Source organism: Variovorax sp. HW608 (assembly GCF_900090195.1).
Lineage (GTDB): Bacteria > Pseudomonadota > Gammaproteobacteria > Burkholderiales > Burkholderiaceae_C > Variovorax.
The window spans coordinates 2,892,255-2,912,411 of record NZ_LT607803.1 but is presented as its reverse complement, the minus strand read 5'-3'; the positions used below and the strand labels follow the sequence as shown (position 1 = coordinate 2,912,411).

Genomic DNA, 20,157 nt, shown 5'->3' with positions numbered 1-20,157 from the left:
GTCAGAAAACGTGAGCGCCGAGGAGCGGCAGCACGAACCTGCTCGCCAACGTGAATCCGACCTTCAATTGGGTGCGGCTCGCACAGCGCATTCCGGTGCGGGTGCAACTGGACCATGTGCCTCCGGACACGAGGCTGATCATGGGGCGAACGGCGACCGTCGAAGTGGTCGAGGCGCCGAACGGCGCCGCCTCAACCGTGGCGCAGGGAGTTCGGTGATGGCGCGGCTTCTCATGCTCTTTGTTGCCGCGATGCTCGCGGCCTGTACCGCCGTGGGGCCCAACTACGAACGGCCTGCGGACTCGGCGGTCAACAGCCAAGCCTCGAATGGGCCCCATTCCTTGGCGCAAGCAATCCAGTCTTCGATCCCGAACCCGTCCCGGCCGACTGGTGGCGCCTCTACGATAGCCCCGCCCTCGACGACCTGGTGCAGCAAGCCTTGGCGGCCAACACCGATCTGCGCGCCGCGGCGGGAAACATCGAACGCGCCCTCGCGGGGCAGGACTATGCCGACGCCGCGCGCAATCCGACCACCAGCCTGCAGGCTACGACCACCTATTCGCGCCGATCGGCAGAGGAGGAACTCAGGCCCGGCAAGGCGCTCTCGAACAATTTCGTCTACGGCCTTGGGGCCGGCATCGCCTACCAGGTCGATCTGTTCGGCCAGATCTCGCGAACCATCGAATCGGCGGACGCCGACACGGGTGCCGCGCGCGCCGCCTACGACGCGACCAGGGTGACGGTGGTCGCGGAAACCACCCGCGCCTATCTCGATGTCTGCTCGTGCGGGCGCGAGATCGCCGTGGCGCAGCGTTCGGTGGCGCTGCTGGAGAAGAGCACGGAGCTCACCCGGGCACTGGTCCGCGCGGGCCGCGGGAGCACGCTGGACACCACTCGCGCATCGAATGCGCAGAAGCGAGTGGCGCTCTACCGACTGGCGGTGCTGACCGGACATGCGCCCGAAGACTTCCCGCACGCAGTCCAGTCCTGCGATCAGGAACCGCAGTTGGCGCGTCCGATTCCTGTCCGCGACGGTGCCAGCCTCCTGCGTCGTCGCCCCGACATCCGGCGCAGCGAGTTCGAACTGCATTCGGCGACCGCCCGCATCGGCGTCGCCACGGCTCTACCCGAAGGTCACGCTGGGTGCATCGATCGGCTCGGTCGGACTCAATAAGAACTTCCTCGATGCCGACACTTTGAAGTTCTCGCTCGGGCCGCTGATCAGCTGGCAGTTTCCCGATCGGTCCCGCATCCAGGCTCGCATTCGCGCGGCTGATGCGGAGCAGCAAATCGCTTTTGCCCACTTCGATGGCACCGTGCTGAATGCGCTGAAGGAGACGGAGAGCGCCCTGGAGACCTATGCCCGCGACCTGGAGCGGCGTGCATTGCTCGAAGCGGCTCGCGAGAAGGAAAGCCGCGCGGCCGACGATACGCAACAGTTGTTCGCGCTCGGCAGGCTGGGCTATCTGCCGGTGCTCGATGCGACGCGCACGCTCACCGTCGTCGAGCAGTCCGTTGCCGCAGCCGACAGCAAGCTGGCGTCGGACCAGGTCAACGTGTTTCTCGCGCTCGGGGGAGGTGGGAAGAAAGCCCACCTGCGCGTTGATCCTCCAGCGTCAGGCGCGCTTGAGCGAGTCGGAATCGACGGGCAGCTTGCGGATGCGCCGACCCGTCGCCGCGAAGATCGCATTGGTGATCGCAGGGAAAATCGCGGCGGTCCCCGCCTCTCCGATGCCGCCCGGTGCCGCCGTGCTTTTGACGATGAATGTGTCGACCACCGGCGCCTCGTTGATGCGCAGCACGCGATAGTCGTGGAAGTTTGATTGCTCGATGCGCCCGTTCTTCAAGGTTGCCTGCCCATACAGAGCAGCCGAGATGCCGAAGATGACGGCACTTTGCAATTGCGCCTGCACCGTGTCGGGGTTGACCACAACGCCGGTATCGATGGCGCAGACCACGCGTTTCACCGCCACGTCGCCGTCCTTGGAGACGTCCACTTCGGCCACCACAGCAAGGTAGCTGTCGAACGCGAATTGCAGGGATACGCCGCGAGCCTGGCCGGCTGGCAGTGGCGATCCCCAGCCGGCTTTCTCGGCCGCGAGTTGAATCGCCGCCTTGGCCCGCGGATTGTCTCCAAGCAGCGAGCTTCGATAGACGACCGGGTCTTGTTTTGCCGCCGCAGCCATCTCGTCGACAAAGCTTTCGACGACGAAAACGTTGTGCGCAGGACCCACGCCGCGCCAGAACGCGGTGGGGATCGGCGGTTCGTGGTTGACGTATTCAACCAGGATGTTCGGCAAGTCGTAGGGCGGGTGGACCGCGCCGTCCACCGTCTCCGGATCAAGGCCTTTGCTGAAGAGCGGCGGTGCCCAGCGCTTGACGATGGAAGAACCCGTGATGCGATGGCTCCAGGCCACCGGGCGTCCTTGTGCATCAAGACCGGCGGCGACACGGTCGTAGAAGTACGGTCGATACATGTCGTGCTGGACGTCTTCTTCACGCGTCCACACGACCTTCACCGGGCCGTCGACCTGTTTGGCGATCTGCACCGCGCGCGTGACGCCATCGACCTCCAGCCGGCGCCCGAAGCCACCACCGAGGAGGTGGTTGTGCACCGTCACCTTTTCTACCGGCAATCCGGTGACGGCCGCAGCCGCCGCTTGTGCACGACTGAGGACCTGACTGCCGACCCAGACTTCGCAACTGTCCGGGCGCACGTGAACGGTGCAGTTCATCGGTTCCATCGCGGCGTGGATGAGGAAGGGCAACTCATAGACGGCCTCAAGGCGAGTGGCCGCGCCTTGCATGGCCTTGGCGTTGTCGCCTTCGCTGCGCGCCACCGCCGCCGGTCCGGCAGATGCTTTCGTCATCGCTTCCACGATGTCGGCGGTCGAAAGATTGGCGTTCGATCCGTTGTCCCATTCGATGACCAACGCAGCGAGGCCTTTCTTTGCGGCGCCCATGTGGTCGGCGACCACAGCCACGCAGTCGGGAAGTCGCACGACCTGCCGCACGCCGTGGACGGCCATGGCCTTGCTGTCGTCGACGCTGCGCAGGCGTCCACCGAATACCGGAGATTGCGCCAGCGTGGCGACCTTCATGTTGGGGAGCAACGCATCAATGCCGAACTTTGCCGTGCCGTTCACCTTGGACGGAGTGTCCAGGCGCTTGGCAGGTGTGCCGATCAACTTGAACCCGTCTACCGGCTTCAGGGCCACCTTCTCGGGGACTGGCAGCCTGGCCGCATCGGCAGCCAGCGCACCGTATTTGGCCTTCCTGCCGCTCGGGCCATGCGTCACTTCACCGTGCGCCGCCCGACAGGTCGCTGCGTCGACTTTCCAGCGTTGTGCAGCGGTCTCGATCAACATGACGCGAGCGGTTGCCCCGGCACGTCGCATCGGCTCGAAGGCGCCTCGGATGGCATTGGAATTGCCCGTTGCCTGCAAGCCGAGGAGCGGATTGGCGTACAGCTTGTCGTTTGGCGGCGCATGCTCGACGTGTACCGTCGTGAGGTCGACCTCCAACTCCTCGGCGATCAGCATCGGGATCGATGTGTAGGTGCCTTGCCCCATCTCGACGTACGGCATCGTGAGCGTCACCCTGCCATCGGGGTCGATGCGCACGAATGCATTCGGCGTGAAGGGGGCGCCAGCCGCCGTCTGCGCCGCGTCGGCTTCCGAGGCCGACAGAACTCCCACGCCGATGAGGAGGCCGCCAGTCCCCGCGAGGCTGGCGGACAGCAAGGTCCTGCGGGAGACTCCGAAGGAGCCTGGCATGGAGGCACCGTCCTGGATGCGATCGGTGATCATGACTTGGCCTTGCCAGGGTTGGTCGCCAGCGTGCGCGCAGCTGTCTTGATGCCCTCTCGTATGCGCGCGTAGGTACCGCAGCGGCAGATGTTGCCGGCCATGGACTCGTCGATGTCCTTGTCGGTGGGTGCAGTGTTCTTCGCGAGAAGGCTTGCAGCCGACATGAGTTGCCCGGATTGGCAATAGCCGCATTGAGGAACTTCGAGATCGACCCACGCCTTCTGCAAGGCCCGACCGATTCGCGAATCCCCGAGTTGTTCAATGGTTCCGACATTGGCACCGACCACCGACTCCACGGGCGTGATGCAGGAGCGGGTCGCGCTTCCGTTCACGTGAATCGTGCACGCACCGCAAAGTCCCATACCGCAGCCGAACTTCGTTCCGGTCATTCCGAGCACGTCACGCAGCACCCAAAGGACGGCCGTGTCTCCGTCCACCTCCACAGTCCGACGCGCACCGTTGACAGAGATTTGTTGTGACATTCCATTGCCCTCCTCGGACGCAGGACGGCGTACGGCGACCGCCCAGACGCCGTATGTACACCGACCACAGCCAATTGGGCGCTTGTAGTCCTTCGCTTTCAACTCGTCAAGCTTGAGTCCTCTTGTCCTCTTGATGAGCGAGACCTCACACGCTGCGACCATTGCGGAAAGTGAAAAGGCGCTTTCGCCTGTGCCGTCTAACTCTCCGAGGAGGGTGCTCCCAGAATCCGCCTACCCACAGCGCATAGGAGCACCCCATGATCATCGACCCTTCCAACCTGGACGCGACCTCGAACTACAAGCTTCTCATCGGGTCCATCCTCCCGCGCGCCATCGGCTGGGTGAGCACGCAATCCAAGAGCGGCATCGCGAACCTCGCACCCATCTCGTTCTTTACCGCCGTGGGGCGCAAGCCACCGGTGGTTTCCATCTCGCTGCAGCCGCGTTCCGACGGCGTCACGCTGAAGGACACCTTCGTCAACATCCGCGACACGGGCGAGTTCGTGGTGAACATGGCCACGCTGCCGTTAGCGCATGCGATGCACCGCAGCGCATTCGAGTTCGAATCGGACGTCGACGAATTCACTGCGATCGGCCTCGAGAAGGCGGATTCGGTCATCGTCAAGGTGCCTCGCGTGAAGGACGCGCCGATCTCGCTGGAGTGCAAGCTCGACCGCATCATCCCGATGGGGGGCATGAACGACCACGTGGTGTTCGGCGAGGTCGTTCGCTTCCACATCCGCGATGACGTGTACATGGACGGCGGCCGCATCGACACCGGCGCCCTGCAAGCGGTGGGTCGCCTGGCCGCCGAATACACGCTCGTGCACAACGCCTTCACCACGCCCCTGGACGAAGAGCTCCTGAGCTCCTTCCGCGGCAAGCGCGCCGGCCGCCTCGACGGGCACGCGGATGGCTATTCGCCGATCGACTCGAAAGAGTGGTCCGCCTCCGGCGCGACGCGCTGATTCCCGACACACCTCACAGGAGCACTTCATGACCTCGGTCCATCCAGCGGCGGCTGACGCCGGCCGCGAACCCTCGCTCGTCTTCATCCACGGCTTTCTGGATGGTGCTGCCGTCTGGAACGACGTCGTCCAGGCACTTGGTGCGCGCGCAGCCGATGCGCTGTGCGTGAACCTCCCCGGCATGGGGGAGCGCTCAGGCGAGCGCGGGCCATTCAATCTCGACGGCTTCGCCGAAGATGTCGCGCAGCAGGTGGGCGCGCTGGAACGACCGGTGGTGCTGGTGGGCCACAGCATGGGCGCACAAGTGGCCGAGATGGTCGCGGGCGATCTGGCCTCGCAAGTGCGCGCGCTGGTCCTGCTGACGCCGGTCCCGCTGGCCGGCACGGGCATGCCCGACGACATGATGCAGCCCTTCCGCACGCTGGGTGGCAACCCGGGCGCTCAACGCGATCTTCGCCGCCATCTGTCGGTCAACCTGGATGGGGATCGACTCGAAACGCTCGGCCGTATGGGCGACGCGGTGGATCCCGCTTCGGTCGGTGTGTTTGCCGATCTCTGGAACCGTGGCCACGCTCTGGGCGCATCGCACTCCCGCTTCACCGGCCCCGTACTCATCGTGCGCGGCGAGGGCGACTCCTTCGTCACCGCGGACCTTGTCGACAATGCCGTGGCCCCGCGTTTCGACGCGCCGGACCTTGCCTGCATCGGCAACGCCGGCCACTGGGCGCACGTAGAACAACCGGAATCCTTCGCGAAGGCGCTCGGAGAGTTTCTCTCGACCGTCGACCACAGCGCCGGCGCAGCCACCGCGCAACAGGGGTGGACCCGCGCATTCGAGCAGAAGTCGTCAGACGCCTTCGCCGAGGCGTTCGCTGCGGACATCGTCCTCGAGGCGAGCACGCTGGCCAAGCCCGTGGCCGGCGCCGAACTGGTCAAGGCCGTGATGGGCACGGCCAGCCGGATCTACGAGGCACTCGCCTTCACGCACCAATCGACCAGCGGCCCGCGCAGCTACCTCGAATGGGAGGCGCAGGCCTTCGGCGGCGAGAAGCTCAGCGGCATCACCGTCCTCACCCGGAACGAGGAAGGAAAGATCGTCCGCGCCGCCATCCATCACCGGCCGCTCGGCGGCGCCTTGAAGTTCTCGGCCGAGCTCGGCCGGCGGCTGCAGGGCCGGGTCGATGCGAGCCACTTCTATGGCGCCGACTGAGGCGCACACCTTCCAAGGAGAACGGAAATGATCAAACGCACCGATGTGGAATTCGAAGCCGACGGCGGCGTCAAGCTTCGCGGCTGGCTCTTCGTGCCGCCTGGCGAAGGCCGTCGTCCCGCCATCACCATGGCCCATGGCTATGCCGGCGTGAAGGAGCAGGGCATCGAGCCCTTCGCCAAGGCTTTCGCGGAGGCCGGCTTCGTCGTGCTGCTTCACGACCACCGGGGCTTCGGCGCCAGTGAGGGCGTGCCGCACCATGACGTCGATCCGTGGCGACAGGTTGCCGACTGGCGGCGCGCCATCAGCTACCTGGAAACCCTCGACGCGGTCGACCCGAAGCGGATTGGCCTCTGGGGGACCAGCTATGCCGGCGGCCACGCGCTGGTGCTCGGGGCGACGGACCGCCGCCTGAAATGCGTCGTCGCGCAGGTGCCGACCATCAGCGGCTACGAGCAGGGCCTGCGTCGCATTCCGCCGGAGAACGTGGCGACGATCGAAGAGATGTTCGCGCAAGACGATCGCGCACAGCTTCGCGGCGAGCCCCCACGGCGGCAGGCCATCGTGAGCGACGACATGCGCATCGCGGCTTCCTACCGCGCGAGGGATGCAATCGACTTCTACCTGCAGCCGGTGCCGCCTGGCGCCTGGGAAAACAACGTCACCGTGCGCTCGACCCGCGCCGCGCGCATGTACGAGCCCGGCCAGTGGATCGCTCGGGTGTCGCCGACGCCGCTGCTGATGGTGGTCGCGATGCGCGACACCATCACGCTGACCGACCTGGAACTGGCCGCCTACGAGCGCGCATTGCAGCCCAAGCGCCTGGTCACGATCGAGGGCGGGCACTTCGACCCCTACCTGTCCCAGTTCCATGTATCCAGCGGCGCTGCCGTCGAGTGGTTCAAGCAGCACCTGGGCTGAGCTCGCCTCCCAACCCCATCAAGACAAAGGATCGCACCATGTCCCACCTCACCGTGCACTTCGACGAGATCGCCACCATCGTGCTGGACCGCCCGCCGCAGAACCGCATCGACGACCAGATGGTCGATGAGCTCGCGGAGGCGGTGGCCGCCATCGAGCGCAGCGATGTACGCGCCGTGCTGCTGCGAAGCGAAGGCGAGAACTTCAGCTTCGGCGGCGACATCATGGGCTGGCCCGACGCCAGCATCCAGTCGCTGCGCGAGCGCTTCGACTACTACATGTCGGTATTCAACCGCTTCGAGCGCCTGCCCATGCCGGTGATCGCGGCAGTGCAAGGTCTGTGCTTTGGCGGCGGCTTCGAGCTTGCGCTGCGGGCGGACATGATCTTTACCGGCGAATCGGCCACCTTCGGACACCCGGAGCAATCGCTCGGGATCGTCACCGTGCTGGGCGGCATCTACCGGGCCGCCGAGCGCGCGGGCCGTTCGCGCGCCGCTGAATGGGCCCTGACCTCCGAACGGGTGCCGGCCGCGACGATGGAGCGCTTCGGCATCGTGAACCGCATGGTCCCGGATGCAGAGCTGCTGCAGGAGGCCCGCGCCTTCGCGCGCAAGGTCGCGCAAGGGCCGACGCGCGCCTACGCGGCCCATAAGGCGCTGCTGCGTGCATGGGCCGTCGGCGGTGTCTCTTCCGCTGACGAGGCAATGCTCGACATCGCTATGCCGCTGTTCGAAACTGATGACGTCCGGCGCGGCCTCACCTCGGCGGTCAATGCGCTGAAGGCGGGCAAGCCGAGGCCAGTTCTCGATTTCAAGGGCCGCTGAGCGGCCGCGAAGGAAAGTCATGAACGATCTGTTGCAGCAGGTGCTGAAGGCGCATGGCGGCCTCGATCGGTGGAACCAGTTCAGCAGCGTCACGGCCCAGCTCTCGACCGGGGGTGGGCTCTGGGCGCTCAAGGGGCTGATCCAGGACGCGGCACCGCGCCAGATGACGGTTTCCACGCAGGAAGAGTTCGCCTCGGTGACGCCGTTCGGCCAGCCCGACTGGCGCACGAGCTTCCGTCCCGGGCGCGTGGCGATCGAGACCCTCGACGGCACCGTCGTGCGTGAACGCGACAACCCGCGTGCGTCACTCGACGGCCACACCATGAACACGGCGTGGGACCCGCTTCACCGCGCCTACTTCAACGGGTACGCGATGTGGACCTACCTGACGACGCCGTTCTTCGTGGCGATGCCGGGCTTCGAGGTCAGCGAGATCGATCCGATCGAGGAGGGCGGCGAGCAGTGGCGAGGCCTGCGGGCGCGCTTTCCCGACCACATCGCGAGCCACAGCAGGGAGCAGGACTTCTATTTCGGCGAGGACTTCCTGCTGCGCCGGCATGACTACCACGTGGACATTGCGGGTTCCTTCCCCGCGGCGCAGTACGTCGACCGGATCGTGGAAGCGCAGGGCATCCGCTTGCCGACCCGCCGTCGCGCCTATGTGCGCGGCCCCGATGGCAAGCCGGTGCGCGACCTGCTGATGGTCGCCATCGATCTGCAGGATTTCCGGTTCACCTGAAGCGCTCGCCGCGCTCACAGCCGCTCGAGCACGGTGGCGATGCCCTGGCCGCCCCCGACGCACTGCGTGGACAGCGCGTAGCGTCCGTTCTGGCGTTGCAACAGAGCCGCCGCCTTGCCGGTGATGCGCGCGCCGGTCGCGCCGAGCGGATGGCCGATCGACAGACCACCGCCGTCGAGATTGACCTTGGCCATATCGAGGCCCAGGTCACGGATGCAGGCCAGCGCCTGCGAGGAGAAGGCTTCGTTGATCTCGACGACGTCCAGGTCAGCGACAGCCAGCCCGGCGCGCTTCAGCGCCTTGCGGGTCGCCGGGATCGGGCCGATGCCCATGATGGCCGGGTCGACCCCCACAGTTGCGAAGCTGCGCACTCGGGCGAGCGGGTTCAGGCCATGGCGAGCGGCGAATTCGTCGCTCGTGACGAGCACCGCCGCTGCGCCATCGGTGAGCGGCGACGAGGTGCCGGCCGTCACCACGCCATCGGGGCGGAACGCCGGCTTGAGGGCCGCGAGAGCCTCCAGCGTGGTGCCGGGGCGGATGCAGCCGTCGATGTCGATCACCTCGCCATCGGTCAGTGCGATCGGAACGATTTCGGCCGCCAGCCGGCCCTGCTCGCGTGCCGCAGCGGCCTTCTGGTGGGACTGGAGGGCCAGCAGGTCCTGGTCCGCGCGGTTCACGTTCCAGCGCTGCGCGACGTTCTCTGCCGTCTCGCCCATGGACAGGTAGGCGTCGGTGTTCGCCTTCAGCTCCGGATTGGGCGAGAAATTGAAGCCGCCCTGCGGCACCGTGGTCATGGATTCCACGCCGACGCACAGAAACGCTTCGCCCATGCCGGCCTCGATCTGCGCCGCGGCGATGTGCACGGCCTGCATCGACGAGCCGCAGAAGCGATTCACCGTCATGCCGCCGACCTCCTGCGGCAGTCCGGCCAGCAGGCCGACGATGCGCGCCAGGTTGTTGCCCTGCGCCGCCTCGGGGTAGGCGCAGCCGAGTATCACGTCCTCGATCAGCGCCGGATCGAGATCGGTGCGGCGCAGCAGGCCCTGGACGACCTGCGCGGCCAATGTGTCGGGCCGCACCTCGGCGAGGCGGCCCTTGCGGGCGAAGTGAAACGGCGAGCGCGCGTAGGCGCCGATGACGGCTTTCATGAAGTTCTCTCCAGGCGGTGACGTAAGGGGATCGTCGAGGTCAATGGTGCAGTCTCCACGCCATGGCGTAAAGGACGTATATAGTCATGAATACGGACATACCCTGGCGAGGAACATTCCATGCATCGCATCGGTTACGTGCTTCCTGAAGGCTTTCAGGTCATGACGTTCAGCACCCAGCCCGTCTTCGAGTTCGCCAATCTGCTGGCGCGGCGGACGGTCTACGAGGTGGAGAACTACGCCCTCGGCGGCGGAGCGGTCCGCTCGTCGTTCGGGCTGACCGTCCGCGCCCGGATGCTCACGGCCCGCAGCAGTGCCGACACCTGGATGGTGGCCGGCGTCATCGACCCGTTGGCGACCTCGATCGAGCCCGCATTGCTGCGGCTGGTGGACAAGCTCGGCGGGCGCTCTCAAAGAACCTGCGGGCTTTGCACCGGCTCGTTCGTGCTGGCGGACGCCGGGCTCCTCGAGGGTCGCCGCGCCACGACCCACTGGTACTGGGCCGATGCGCTTCAGCAGCGACATCCCGCCGTTCAAGTGGAAGCCGATCGGATCTACGTCACCGACGGACCGGTGTGGACCTCGGCCGGCATGACGGCGGAGATCGACCTGGCGCTGGGACTGGTCGAGATGGACCTCGGCGCCGAGATCGCCCGATCCGTCGCGCACCGGCTGGTGATGCATCAGCGTCGCTCGGGCGGCCAGTCGCAGCACTCCGAGATGCTCAAGCTCGCGCCCAAGTCCGACCGCATCCAGCAGGCGCTCGAACATGCGCGGCGCCACCTGGACCATTCGCTGAGCGTGGAGGAACTGGCCGACGTCGCGCACCTGAGCCCGCGCCAGTTCAGCCGCGTCTTCGCGGCCGAGACGGGCCAGTCGCCGGCCAAGGCGGTCGAGGGTCTCAGGATCGAAGCGGCCCGGCTGATGCTCGAGAGCAGCCGGCATCCCGTGGAGGTGGTCGCGAAAGAGACGGGCTTTCGCGACCGGCGTCACCTGCGAGAGGCATTCATGCGAGGGTTCGGCGTGCCCCCGCAGGCGGTTCGCAGGGAGGCGCGGATGCCGCGAAGCTGAGGCCAGGCCTCAATGCGCGCCGCCGGCATCGATCGGCGCTGACGTGCGCGCCGGCCGGGCCAGCCAGACCACCGCGATCAACAGCGCGAACAGAAGGGCGGAGCCCAGGAAGATGTCGTCCGCCGCCCGCGTGAAGGCCTGCTGGTCGATGAACCGGTTGATCTGCGCCGCGGCCTGCTGCGCATCGAGCCCCAGCTTGCCGAGCGCGGCGAATCCCTCGGTGGCGTCGGGGCTCGCAGAGGTGAAGAACTCGGTCAGGTGCGCGTGGTGCAGGGTTGCGCGGTTGTCCCACAGCGTCGTCGTGATCGACGTGCCGAAGGCGCCGGCCGTGATGCGAACGAAGTTACTCAGGCCGGTGGCCGAGGCGATTTTCGACGGCTCGAGGCCCGAGACGATGATCGCCACCAGCGGCGTGAAGAGGCAGGCGACGGCCGCGCCCTGGATGAAGGTCGGCAGCCCGATCGACCACTGGTCGACCTGCGGCGTGTACTGCGAGCGCATCAGCAGCACGGCGACGAACACGGCGAAGGAGGTGGTCGATATCCATCGCGGGTCCACGCGGGGCAGGATCCGCCCGATGAAGGGCGACAGCAGCACCGCCAGCACGCCGACCGGCGCCAGCGCAAAACCCGCCGCCGTGGCCGTGTAGCCCATGTACTGCTGCAGCCACAGCGGCAGCAGGACCACGTTGCCGAAGTAGACTAGCCAGGCCAGCGACAGCGTCATCACGCCGATGGCGAAGTTGCGGCTCGCGAAGAGCCGCAGGTCGACGATCGGATGCTCGGCCGTCAGTTCCCAGATCAGGAAGACGACGAAGCCGATGGCCACGACGACGGCCATCGCGACGATGGCGGGCGAGTGAAACCAGTCGAGCTCCTTGCCCTTGTCCAGCAGCACCTGCAGCGTGCCGACCCAGAGCACCAGCAGGCCGAGACCCACCGCGTCGATCGGCAGCTTGCGCGTGGGCGTCTCGCGATGGCGGTAGATGCTCCAGGTCACGGCCGCCGCGAGGACGCCCACGGGCACGTTGATGTAGAAGATCCACGGCCACGAGACGTTGTCGGTGATCCATCCGCCCAGGAGCGGCCCGGCGACCGGGGCGACCAGCGTCGTCATCGACCACATTGAAAGCGCCGTGCCGGAACGCTCCGCCGGATAGGTGGACAGCAGCAGCGTCTGCGACAGCGGGATCATCGGCCCCGCCACGAGGCCTTGCAGGATGCGGAAGACGATGAGCGCCTCCAGCGTGGGCGCGAACCCGCACAGCCAGGACGTGAGCACGAAGAGCAGAACGCTGGCGGTGAACAGGCGCACCGCGCCGACGCGCTGCGCCAGCCAACCCGTCAGCGGCACCGAAATGGCATTCGCCACCCCGAAGCTGGTGATGATCCATGTGCCCTGGTTGGGACTCGCACCCAGATTGCCGGCGATGGCGGGCAGCGACACATTGGCGATCGAGGTGTCCAGCACGTTCATGAACGTGGCGAGGGACAGCGCGAGCGTCCCCAGGACGAGCGGGGCGCCCGAGAGCGGGCGCTGTGCGGCAGCGACGGAGGCGGACATGGTGCGGGTTCCCTTGCGGATCAGAGTGCGGACGCCGCGGGCGTCGACTTCGGCACCGCCGCGACCCTGCGAACGTCGACCGGCGCGGATGCGTGCGACGTGTCGTTGCCGGCAACGATGTCGCGCACGCGGTCGTCCGCGCTGTGCAGCTGGCCATCGAACACGGTCGTGCTGGCGACCGCGTGATCGCGCGGCGCATCGGCGAGCGTCTTGCCCGCGGTGTTGCGCACATCCACGGTCACGTCCATCGACAAGCCCACCCGCAGCGGATGCGCGGCGAGTTCCTCGGGCTGCAGTTCGATGCGCACTGCTACGCGCTGGACGATCTTGATCCAGTTGCCCGTGGCGTTCTGCGCGGGCAGCAGCGAGAAGGCGGAGCCGGTGCCCGCGCCCAGTCCGGCCACCTTGCCGTGGTACTCGACCTTCTTGCCGTAGACGTCGGCCTGCAGGTTCGCGGTCTGCCCGATGCGCAGCTTCTTCAGCTGGCCTTCCTTGAAGTTGGCATCCACCCAGACGCCGTTCAGGGGCACCACCGCCATCAGCGGCGTGCCGGCGGCAACCCGCTGGCCGACCTGCACGCCGCGCTTGGCGACGTATCCGTCGACCGGCGCCGGCAGCGCGGTGCGGTGTAGGGCGATGAACGCCTCGCGCACCCGTGCGGCCGCGCGCAACACGCTCGGGTGCGTGTCGGCCGTGGTGCCGTCGGTCAGCACCTGATTGGACGCAAGCTGCTGGCGTGCGGCCACCAGGGCCGCCTGCGCGGCGGCAAGGCTGCTGCGCACCGATGCGAGCTGCGCGTTGGTGTGGTTGAACTCTTCCTTGCTCACCGCGCCGTCGCGGAGCAGGGCGGTGCGCCGCTGCGCGTCGTCCTCGGCTTTGGCGACATCGCTGCGGGCCTTGTCCACATCCGCCTCGTGCAGCTTGACCTGTGCCGCCAGGGTGCCGTTGTTTGCATAGAGGGTGCGTACCTCGCGCACGGTCTGCGCGAGCTGGGCCTCGGCCTGTTCGAGCGCCACCTGGGCGTCGACCGGATCGAGAAGCACCAGGTCCTGCCCGGCCTTGACGAAATCCGTGTCGTCGGCGTCGATGGCGATCACCGTGCCGCTCAGCTGGGGCGTGATCTGCACGATGTTGCCCTGCACATAGGCGTTGTCCGTCGATTCGTAGCGGCTGCCCGCCACGGCGAAATAGCCACCGTAGGCGACCGCGCCGAAGGTCACGATGGCTGCGACGCCTGTCAGCCAGTGGCGCCGCTTCGCGCGGTTCGCTGCGGCCGGTGAATCGGTGCTTTCGTTGTGGGTGGTCATGGTGGATCTCCGCGAGCCGATTGACGATGTCGGGAGCGATTGCCTCCCTTGCACCTACAGCAATGTAGGAATCGAAGCGGAGATGAAACAGCGGGGAACGGGCAATACGTTGTTGGTGAAGCCTCAACAATCGCCAAAGCGCCGGATCCGATTGAAAAGTAGTGTGTGCGCGATCTCTCGCAGATACATAGGCATACGCAAATCGCTTCGGATCGGCTCCCGGAGCCCAACAATGCTGCCGTGCCCCTCCCAATCCTCACCCTTGCATCGAAGGAACCATCGTGAAGATCCCAAGCAGCATGCGCGTGCGACTCAACCAGCTCCTCGTCGGCGTGGCGGCCGCCGCCGCGGTCGTCTGCTTCGCCGCGGCCGGCGCCGGAAGCGCCCCGGCGTCACAGTCTCGATCAACGCCGGAATTCAGGGACATCGACACCTGGATCAACTCGCAGCCGCTGAAGCTGGAGGAACTGCGCGGCAAGGTCGTACTGGTCGACTTCTGGACCTACACCTGCATCAACTGCCTCAACCACCTCCCGTATGTGAAGGAATGGAACGAGAAGTACAAGGACCAGGGCCTGGTGGTGGTCGGCGTTCACACGCCCGAGTTCGCGTTCGAGAAGTCCACCGGGAACGTGCAGGACGCGGTCCAGCGATTGCAGATCAAGCACGCAGTGGCCCAGGACAACAGCTACGCGACCTGGCGGTCGTTCGACAACCAGTACTGGCCCACGGTCTACCTGATCGACAAGAGCGGGAAGATCGTCTATTCGCACTTCGGAGAGGGCAGCTACGCGACGACCGAGAAGAAGATCCAGGCACTGCTCGCGGAGCCGGCGCCGTCGGGGCCATGACATGAGGAAGCTGTGCTTCGCGCTCCTCTTCCTCGCGGGCGGGATCTCGCACGAGATACGGAATCCGCTCAACTGCGTGTGCATCGCGGCCCGCCGCTCCGGCGAGCCGGAGACGGAGCATTCAGGATCCCGCAAAAGACTGTTGTAGCGGCGGCGCTTTCCGGCCACAGCAAGCGCGCGTAGATTTGCACGCATCCCAAACGAGGAGCAAGTCATGTCCCGGCAACTTCTCTACTTCGACGATCTGAAGGTCGGCGACACGTTCACGACCGGCAGCCACGAGGTGAACGCCGAGGACATCAAGCGCTTCGCGGGTGAGTTCGATCCGCAGCCCTTTCACCTCGACGAATCGGCTGCACGCGACACCTTCTTCGGCGGGCTGGCCGCGAGCGGCTGGCACACCGCCGCGATCACGATGCGGCTGCTTGTCACCGGCGGACCGCATCTGGCCAACGGCATCATCGGCGCCGGCGGCGACATCGAATGGAAGATGCCGACGCGGCCGGGCGATGTGCTGCACGTCGAGAGCGAAGTCCTCGAGCTGATTCCATCGCGCTCGCGGCCCGACCGGGGCACGCTCCACCTGCGCTCGAAGACCCTCACGCAGCGCGGCGATGTCGTGCAGGTATCGACGGCCAGGTTGATGGTGGCGCGCCGCGTTTCCTAGCGCACCGGCCGCGGGCGCCTGAGATATTCGTGGCGCTCGAAGAGCGCGACCACCCAGTCGATGAACACCCGCACCTTCGCGCTCAGATAGCGGTTGGGCGGATAGATCACATTGACCGGGATGCTGGCGACGGTCCACTCGTCGAACAGCGTGACCAGGCTGCCGTCGCCCAGCGCCGCATGGACACCATAGGTCGGCGCCTGAATGATCCCGAGCCCCGAAGTCCCCGCCGCGAGATAGGCGTTGGTGTCGTTCACCACGAGGCGGTGGGCGAGCGAGAGTTCGAGGTTCTCGTCACCGTTGACGAAGCGGAACGGCAACGGCCTTCCCGCGCGCGATGAACTCAGGCCGATGGTCGGGAGCGCGTAAAGGTCCTGCGGGGTCGAAGGCGTGCCGTGCTCGGCAAGGAACTGCGGCGTGGCGCAGGTGGTGAACCGGAACTCGCCCACGCGGCGTGCGACGAGGAACTGATCGGTGACCTCGCCCACGCGGATGGCGCAGTCGACCCCTTCGGCCACCAGATCGGCCTGGCGATTGGCCGCGCCGAGTTCGATCTGCACCTGCGGGTTGTTGCGGTAGAACTCGCCGAGTGCCGGCACGATCACCAGCGCAGCGAGGCCCGCGGCGGTTTCGACCCGCACGCGCCCGGACGGCGAGGCCACGGACTGCTTGGCGGTCGATTCGATGTCCGCCAGGTCCGCGAGGAGAGCGACGACGCGCTCGTAGTAGGCCGCGCCTTCCGGCGTCACGGTGACGGAGCGGGTGGTCCGGTGGAGCAGGCGGATCTTGAGATCTTCCTCGAGGCTTTGAATCAGCCGCGTGACCGTGGCGTTCGGAAGATTGAGCGTGTCGGCCGCCTTGGTGAAGGTACCGGCCTCCACGACACGCACGAAGGCTGTCATTGCGGCGATGCGGTCCATGCTTGCAGCCCTCCGACAAAATGGAGCGCGATCTTAACTCCGTGCACCCGCGGCCGAAGCCGCCCTTTGCGCGTTTCGCAATGGCGTTTTGCTTTGGCGGCAGTGTCCGTTCGCCGCGCCATTCAGTAGATTCGGCGCATGCCAATCGGACCGGATCCGGGTGTGCCCGGAATGCGCGAACGCCTGTCGCATGCGGACTTTCTTGCGAGCGCGCGCGCAAGCGCTCCGGCAGGCTTCCGGATGCGCTCGCATGCGGATTTCGAGGCCACGCTGGAGCGAATCCTTCGCCGTCACCGTGCCGGCGATCCGCTGCATGTCTTCGCCTACGGCTCCTTGATGTGGAACCCCGCGCTGGAACACGACGCCCAGTTCCGGGCGCGCATCCACGGCTGGCATCGCAGCTTCTGCATTCGCAACTTCGTCGGCCGCGGCACGCCAGAATGCCCGGGCCTGATGCTTGCGCTCGACCGGGGAGGCTCTTGCAACGGAATGCTGCTGCGCATCCCGGCCCCGAAGGTCGGCGAGGAAGTGGCGCTCCTGTGGCGCCGCGAGATGACCTGGGGCACGTACGACGCCCGTTGGATGACTGCATGGGTCGATTCGGTACCGGTGCAGGCCCTGGCCTTCGTCGTCGATCGACGGCATGAGCGTTACGTCGGCACGCTGTCGCCGCAGGAGACCGCGCGCCTCATCAACTGCGGGCGGGGCGTGCTCGGCAGCTGCCGCAACTACTTCGACGCCACCGTGCAGAAGCTCAGGGAACTGGGCATCCGCGACGTGGCGATGGAGCGCCTGCACGACGTGGTTCACGCGCACCAGGCCAGTGGGGACGCATTGTTTCTCTGAGATCAATACCGCGTTGTCGGCGGCCGTCTTGGTCCGCGAGGCCGCTCTGCCTACATTGGACTCATCGACCTTCAACCGGGAGATCGCAATGATTTCAGCAGCACCCGTCGACATGCCAGCTCGCAGCCCTGCCTTCATCGATGCAACTGGCGAGGCCCTCCTCGACGCGGCATGGAAAGGGATCGACATCTCCAAGGTCCGGTTCCGCGAAATCCGTGCCGATGACTATTCGATGCTGCATGCCTTCGTGCATGGCCTCTCGCGGGAGACGGCGTACAAGCGGCTGCTCTCGCCGAGAACGCCGACCGACGAAGAGCTCCATCGCTGGTCCGCCATCGATCCGGCCAACGAATTCGCGGTGATCGCCGTGGCTGGGCCGAAGGATCGCGAGGAACTCGTCGGCGTCGCGCGCTACGTGATCGAGGCGCCGCTGGAGGCCGACTTCGCCATCGTGCTCGCCGATGCATGGCAGGGGCTGGGACTGGGACACGAACTGTTGTCGCGCCTCATCGTCGCCGCGCGCAGGCGCGGCCTGCGCCGGCTGAGCGGCCAGACGCTCGCGACCAATACCGGGATGCTGACGCTCGCCGGGCGGCTGGGCTTCGCGAGACTGCGCCTGTCCGGACTTGTCACGACGCTCAGGCTCGACCTGACGTCCTGATACGGGGAGGCGTCATGACTTCCCAAGCCACCCAGATCGGCCGGTTCGAGTTGAGGTTCTTGTCACTCTTCAACTCGGGCCGAGGATTCGCATTCGCTTGCGACTCGGCAGGCCACGTCAACCTGGATGAACTCTCGGAGCGGGGGCGTTGCAACTACCTCTTCGCCAGGGCGATGGTAGGGCGGGAGTTCGCAGTCCCAAGCGTACGCATGGCTTCGCCATCGGTCCTTTCCTGAATCAACAACGTATCACCCGCATGAAGCACGAATACCGACTCGCCGAGCATCGAGACACCGCGCTCGCAGATACCGCCTCTACCAAACGTGGTTCCGATGCAGACACTTCATTCGGCGACCTCGGAGATCCGCATCGGGATCCCGGCCGCGAAACCGCGTGGGACAACTGGAAGTCCGTGCGCGATGTAGGTGACGCGACGTAGCGTGTCATTGTTGTCCTGCCGCAAGAGCGCATTGACGGTTTCCGTCCTTATGGGTGCAAGAGGCGCACCGCACCGCCCCTGCTCGAAGGCCACTCGGGGCAACATCGACGTCACGATCAATTTGATCTGATCGGAGAGAAGGGGATGCGTTCGCCCTTATTCCTGAGGTGATTGCGTTCTCGTTTGTCGCCGGCGTCGACCCTGCCGTAGGCCTTTTCGCGTCCTTTGTCATCAGCATTGTCATTGCCTTCTCCGGAGGACGCCCCGCAATGGTGTCCGCTGCGGCTGGCTCCGTCGCAGTTCCGTGGGTCGTCGGCATGAATGAACAGAGCCGGGCGCTGATCTCGAAGTTCGACCCTGGTATCTTATAGTCGACTATCGGTCTATCGCTCGACGCTCAGAAAGGCCAAGCAACTGGAAGCATAGCCAGCGGCCTCTGGTAGACCCGGCGACGGGTATCGTCTGCGTCGCTGATGACAAGGCGGTGAGAGGTCGGACGAAGACGCGTTGACGTCTTGATTGCGCGCGAGCAGACCTTGAACAACGCGTTCCTGAGCGTGTACCGCGCGCATCGCGCCCTCCAGTCTGGCATTTGCTTTCGACAGGTGGCGAAACTCGTTGGCTGTGTCTTGCATCTCGAGGCTCTCGTGGGGCAGAAAGCGGCTCCGAAGCTCGCCAGAGAATTGTGAGCCGCTGAGCCGAGGCGAGCAATGCTTCAACATCCGACCCAGACACTGCGGGATGCACGACCGTCCGCTTTCCCGGGGCACTCGCGGCGCCGCTGGGCGCGATGTCCGCAAAGGGGCACACACCGGCCGGACAGCAGACGCGAGGGACGCCCCGAAACGATCGCTCGCCGTGTCTCTCTGGCCCTTAGCCGCTACCAGAACCGTCAAAAGCGACGCCTGCGCGCAGGCGCCTCTAACGGTGCGCTCAGCGTGGTTGCACTGCCAAACCGGCGCCGGATTTTGCGTTCGTGCTCGTGAGCAGGTCCGCGAGCTTCCGCGTGGCCGCGAAGTGCCAGGAGCCGAAGCTGATGCGCGCGGTCGAGAAGATCCTCGTCGGAGAGATTTCGCGGCTGGGTCATCATGATGATGCGATTCTGCGTGGTCCCGCCTCGGCCATCGCCCTACCAGTGCTCGGAGGCCATAGCCCTAAGAGCGCAACGAAATTTCAATAGCGCTCGTCGAGCGATCCACTCTTCTGCTCAAGACTCGTTCTCGCGACCGATGACTTCGCCTGTTGGTTTGGCGCGACGCGTTTTGGCAAAGTTTCCGCAACCCCGATCAGGGTTAGTCGAAAATTCCCACAACTTTAGTGAACCAACGCCCTTGCAGGAACTCATCCGCGTGATGGATGCCTGTCGCCAGAGCGGCATCATGCAGATCGGAATAGCCACCCAGGATCTCCGGTGATGCGCGACGAAGCCGAGCGGCCGGGCCCGGTTCGCGGCGAGTTGCCACCGGCCGTCGTCATCACGCTCGCACTGCTCATGGAGTTGGTTCTGCTGGGCGGCATCACGACGTGGGTCAAGCCTGCGAGCTGGTCCCACGCCGCGTCCCCTGAGGGCCTGCGACTGGCACTGGTCGATCCGGTCGGGGCGCCCGAGCCGCAGACGCCCGCGCCACGGACCCCGCAGCCGCCTGCGCCATTGCAACACCCACCCGACCCGCCCAGGGCCGCGGTTCGACCGCCGGCCCGACCGGTGCCTCGGGTCAGCGCATCACCTGCG

Annotated in this window: 17 protein-coding genes and 3 pseudogenes; 14 read left to right on the top strand and 6 right to left on the bottom strand. The window is 66.1% G+C overall.

Annotation, left to right across the window (positions count from 1 at the left end):
* Window positions 1-20: 20 nt before the first annotated feature.
* From VAR608DRAFT_RS13620 to VAR608DRAFT_RS37950, 3 genes and pseudogenes are all read left to right on the top strand, one after another.
* Window positions 21-218, top strand: a pseudogene (locus VAR608DRAFT_RS13620) (efflux transporter periplasmic adaptor subunit); the annotation flags it as partial.
* A gap of 208 nt (window positions 219-426) precedes the next feature.
* Window positions 427-1,173 (top strand): TolC family protein, encoded by a 747-nt coding sequence (locus VAR608DRAFT_RS37955; protein ID WP_231973494.1) that lies wholly within the window; start codon window positions 427-429, stop codon window positions 1,171-1,173.
* Window positions 1,088-1,498, top strand: a pseudogene (locus tag VAR608DRAFT_RS37950) (TolC family protein); the annotation flags it as partial. The gene VAR608DRAFT_RS37955 and the pseudogene VAR608DRAFT_RS37950, both read left to right, overlap by 86 nt.
* Window positions 1,499-1,615: 117 nt before the next feature.
* On the opposite strand, the gene VAR608DRAFT_RS13610 reads toward VAR608DRAFT_RS37950, so the two are convergent.
* Together VAR608DRAFT_RS13610 and VAR608DRAFT_RS13605 are read right to left on the bottom strand one after the other, a co-directional pair.
* Window positions 1,616-3,808 carry a xanthine dehydrogenase family protein molybdopterin-binding subunit gene (locus VAR608DRAFT_RS13610; protein WP_197700521.1) on the bottom strand — a complete coding sequence of 731 codons (2,193 nt, stop codon included), beginning with the start codon at window positions 3,806-3,808 and terminating at the stop codon, window positions 1,616-1,618.
* On the bottom strand, window positions 3,805-4,290 hold the full coding sequence (locus tag VAR608DRAFT_RS13605) for a (2Fe-2S)-binding protein (RefSeq protein ID WP_088954541.1): 486 nt from the start codon (window positions 4,288-4,290) through the stop codon (window positions 3,805-3,807). The genes VAR608DRAFT_RS13610 and VAR608DRAFT_RS13605 overlap by 4 nt, the downstream gene beginning before the upstream one ends.
* A 257-nt stretch (window positions 4,291-4,547) precedes the next feature.
* On the opposite strand from VAR608DRAFT_RS13605, the gene VAR608DRAFT_RS13600 reads away from it, so the two are divergent.
* Genes VAR608DRAFT_RS13600 through VAR608DRAFT_RS13580 form a run of 5 tightly spaced genes read left to right on the top strand, consistent with a single transcriptional unit; the run spans window position 4,548 to window position 8,952 of the window.
* The gene (locus VAR608DRAFT_RS13600) at window positions 4,548-5,258 is read left to right on the top strand and encodes a flavin reductase family protein (protein WP_088954540.1); all 711 of its coding nucleotides are present in this window, start codon (window positions 4,548-4,550) and stop codon (window positions 5,256-5,258) included.
* 28 nt (window positions 5,259-5,286) lie between these two features.
* The gene (locus tag VAR608DRAFT_RS13595; RefSeq protein ID WP_172843848.1) at window positions 5,287-6,468 is read left to right on the top strand and encodes an alpha/beta fold hydrolase; all 1,182 of its coding nucleotides are present in this window, start codon (window positions 5,287-5,289) and stop codon (window positions 6,466-6,468) included.
* Window positions 6,469-6,495: 27 nt separating this feature from the next.
* Window positions 6,496-7,389, top strand: a complete 894-nt coding sequence (locus VAR608DRAFT_RS13590) for an alpha/beta hydrolase (RefSeq protein WP_088954538.1) — start codon at window positions 6,496-6,498, stop codon at window positions 7,387-7,389.
* A 38-nt stretch (window positions 7,390-7,427) separates the two neighbouring features.
* Complete coding sequence (locus tag VAR608DRAFT_RS13585) at window positions 7,428-8,213, top strand: enoyl-CoA hydratase/isomerase family protein (RefSeq protein WP_088954537.1); 786 nt, start codon at window positions 7,428-7,430, stop codon at window positions 8,211-8,213.
* A 19-nt stretch (window positions 8,214-8,232) separates the two neighbouring features.
* Window positions 8,233-8,952 (top strand): hypothetical protein, encoded by a 720-nt coding sequence (locus VAR608DRAFT_RS13580; protein WP_088954536.1) that lies wholly within the window; start codon window positions 8,233-8,235, stop codon window positions 8,950-8,952.
* Window positions 8,953-8,966: 14 nt separating this feature from the next.
* Here VAR608DRAFT_RS13580 and VAR608DRAFT_RS13575 read toward each other — a convergent pair whose 3' ends face one another.
* Window positions 8,967-10,100, bottom strand: coding sequence for a thiolase family protein (locus VAR608DRAFT_RS13575; protein ID WP_088954535.1), 1,134 nt, complete (start codon window positions 10,098-10,100; stop codon window positions 8,967-8,969).
* Between the two features lie 120 nt (window positions 10,101-10,220).
* Here VAR608DRAFT_RS13575 and VAR608DRAFT_RS13570 point away from each other — a divergent pair, with 120 nt between their 5' ends.
* A complete protein-coding gene (locus VAR608DRAFT_RS13570) occupies window positions 10,221-11,171 on the top strand; it encodes a GlxA family transcriptional regulator (RefSeq protein WP_088954534.1) in 951 nt (316 codons plus the stop codon).
* A gap of 9 nt (window positions 11,172-11,180) precedes the next feature.
* Here VAR608DRAFT_RS13570 and VAR608DRAFT_RS13565 read toward each other — a convergent pair whose 3' ends face one another.
* Together VAR608DRAFT_RS13565 and VAR608DRAFT_RS13560 are read right to left on the bottom strand one after the other, a co-directional pair.
* A complete protein-coding gene (locus VAR608DRAFT_RS13565) occupies window positions 11,181-12,734 on the bottom strand; it encodes a DHA2 family efflux MFS transporter permease subunit (RefSeq protein WP_088954533.1) in 1,554 nt (517 codons plus the stop codon).
* 20 nt (window positions 12,735-12,754) lie between these two features.
* Entirely contained in the window at window positions 12,755-14,041 is a 1,287-nt protein-coding gene (locus VAR608DRAFT_RS13560; RefSeq protein ID WP_088954532.1) for an HlyD family secretion protein, read from the bottom strand.
* Window positions 14,042-14,340: 299 nt separating this feature from the next.
* Here VAR608DRAFT_RS13560 and VAR608DRAFT_RS13555 point away from each other — a divergent pair, with 299 nt between their 5' ends.
* The gene (locus VAR608DRAFT_RS13555) at window positions 14,341-14,892 is read left to right on the top strand and encodes a thioredoxin family protein (RefSeq protein ID WP_088958777.1); all 552 of its coding nucleotides are present in this window, start codon (window positions 14,341-14,343) and stop codon (window positions 14,890-14,892) included.
* Window positions 14,893-15,106: 214 nt separating this feature from the next.
* Window positions 15,107-15,559, top strand: coding sequence for a MaoC family dehydratase (locus VAR608DRAFT_RS13550; protein ID WP_088954531.1), 453 nt, complete (start codon window positions 15,107-15,109; stop codon window positions 15,557-15,559).
* Here VAR608DRAFT_RS13550 and VAR608DRAFT_RS13545 read toward each other — a convergent pair.
* Window positions 15,556-16,479, bottom strand: a complete 924-nt coding sequence (locus VAR608DRAFT_RS13545) for a LysR family transcriptional regulator (protein WP_088954530.1) — start codon at window positions 16,477-16,479, stop codon at window positions 15,556-15,558. The genes VAR608DRAFT_RS13550 and VAR608DRAFT_RS13545 overlap by 4 nt on opposite strands.
* A gap of 138 nt (window positions 16,480-16,617) precedes the next feature.
* Between VAR608DRAFT_RS13545 and VAR608DRAFT_RS13540 the strand changes: the two genes are divergently transcribed.
* The 3 genes and pseudogenes from VAR608DRAFT_RS13540 to VAR608DRAFT_RS13525 all read left to right on the top strand — a co-directional run.
* A complete protein-coding gene (locus VAR608DRAFT_RS13540) occupies window positions 16,618-17,325 on the top strand; it encodes a gamma-glutamylcyclotransferase (RefSeq protein WP_231973492.1) in 708 nt (235 codons plus the stop codon).
* Between the two features lie 28 nt (window positions 17,326-17,353).
* Complete coding sequence (locus VAR608DRAFT_RS13535) at window positions 17,354-17,986, top strand: GNAT family N-acetyltransferase (protein WP_157730917.1); 633 nt, start codon at window positions 17,354-17,356, stop codon at window positions 17,984-17,986.
* A gap of 585 nt (window positions 17,987-18,571) precedes the next feature.
* Window positions 18,572-18,751: pseudogene (locus VAR608DRAFT_RS13525) on the top strand (SulP family inorganic anion transporter); the annotation flags it as partial.
* Window positions 18,752-20,157 lie beyond the last annotated feature (1,406 nt).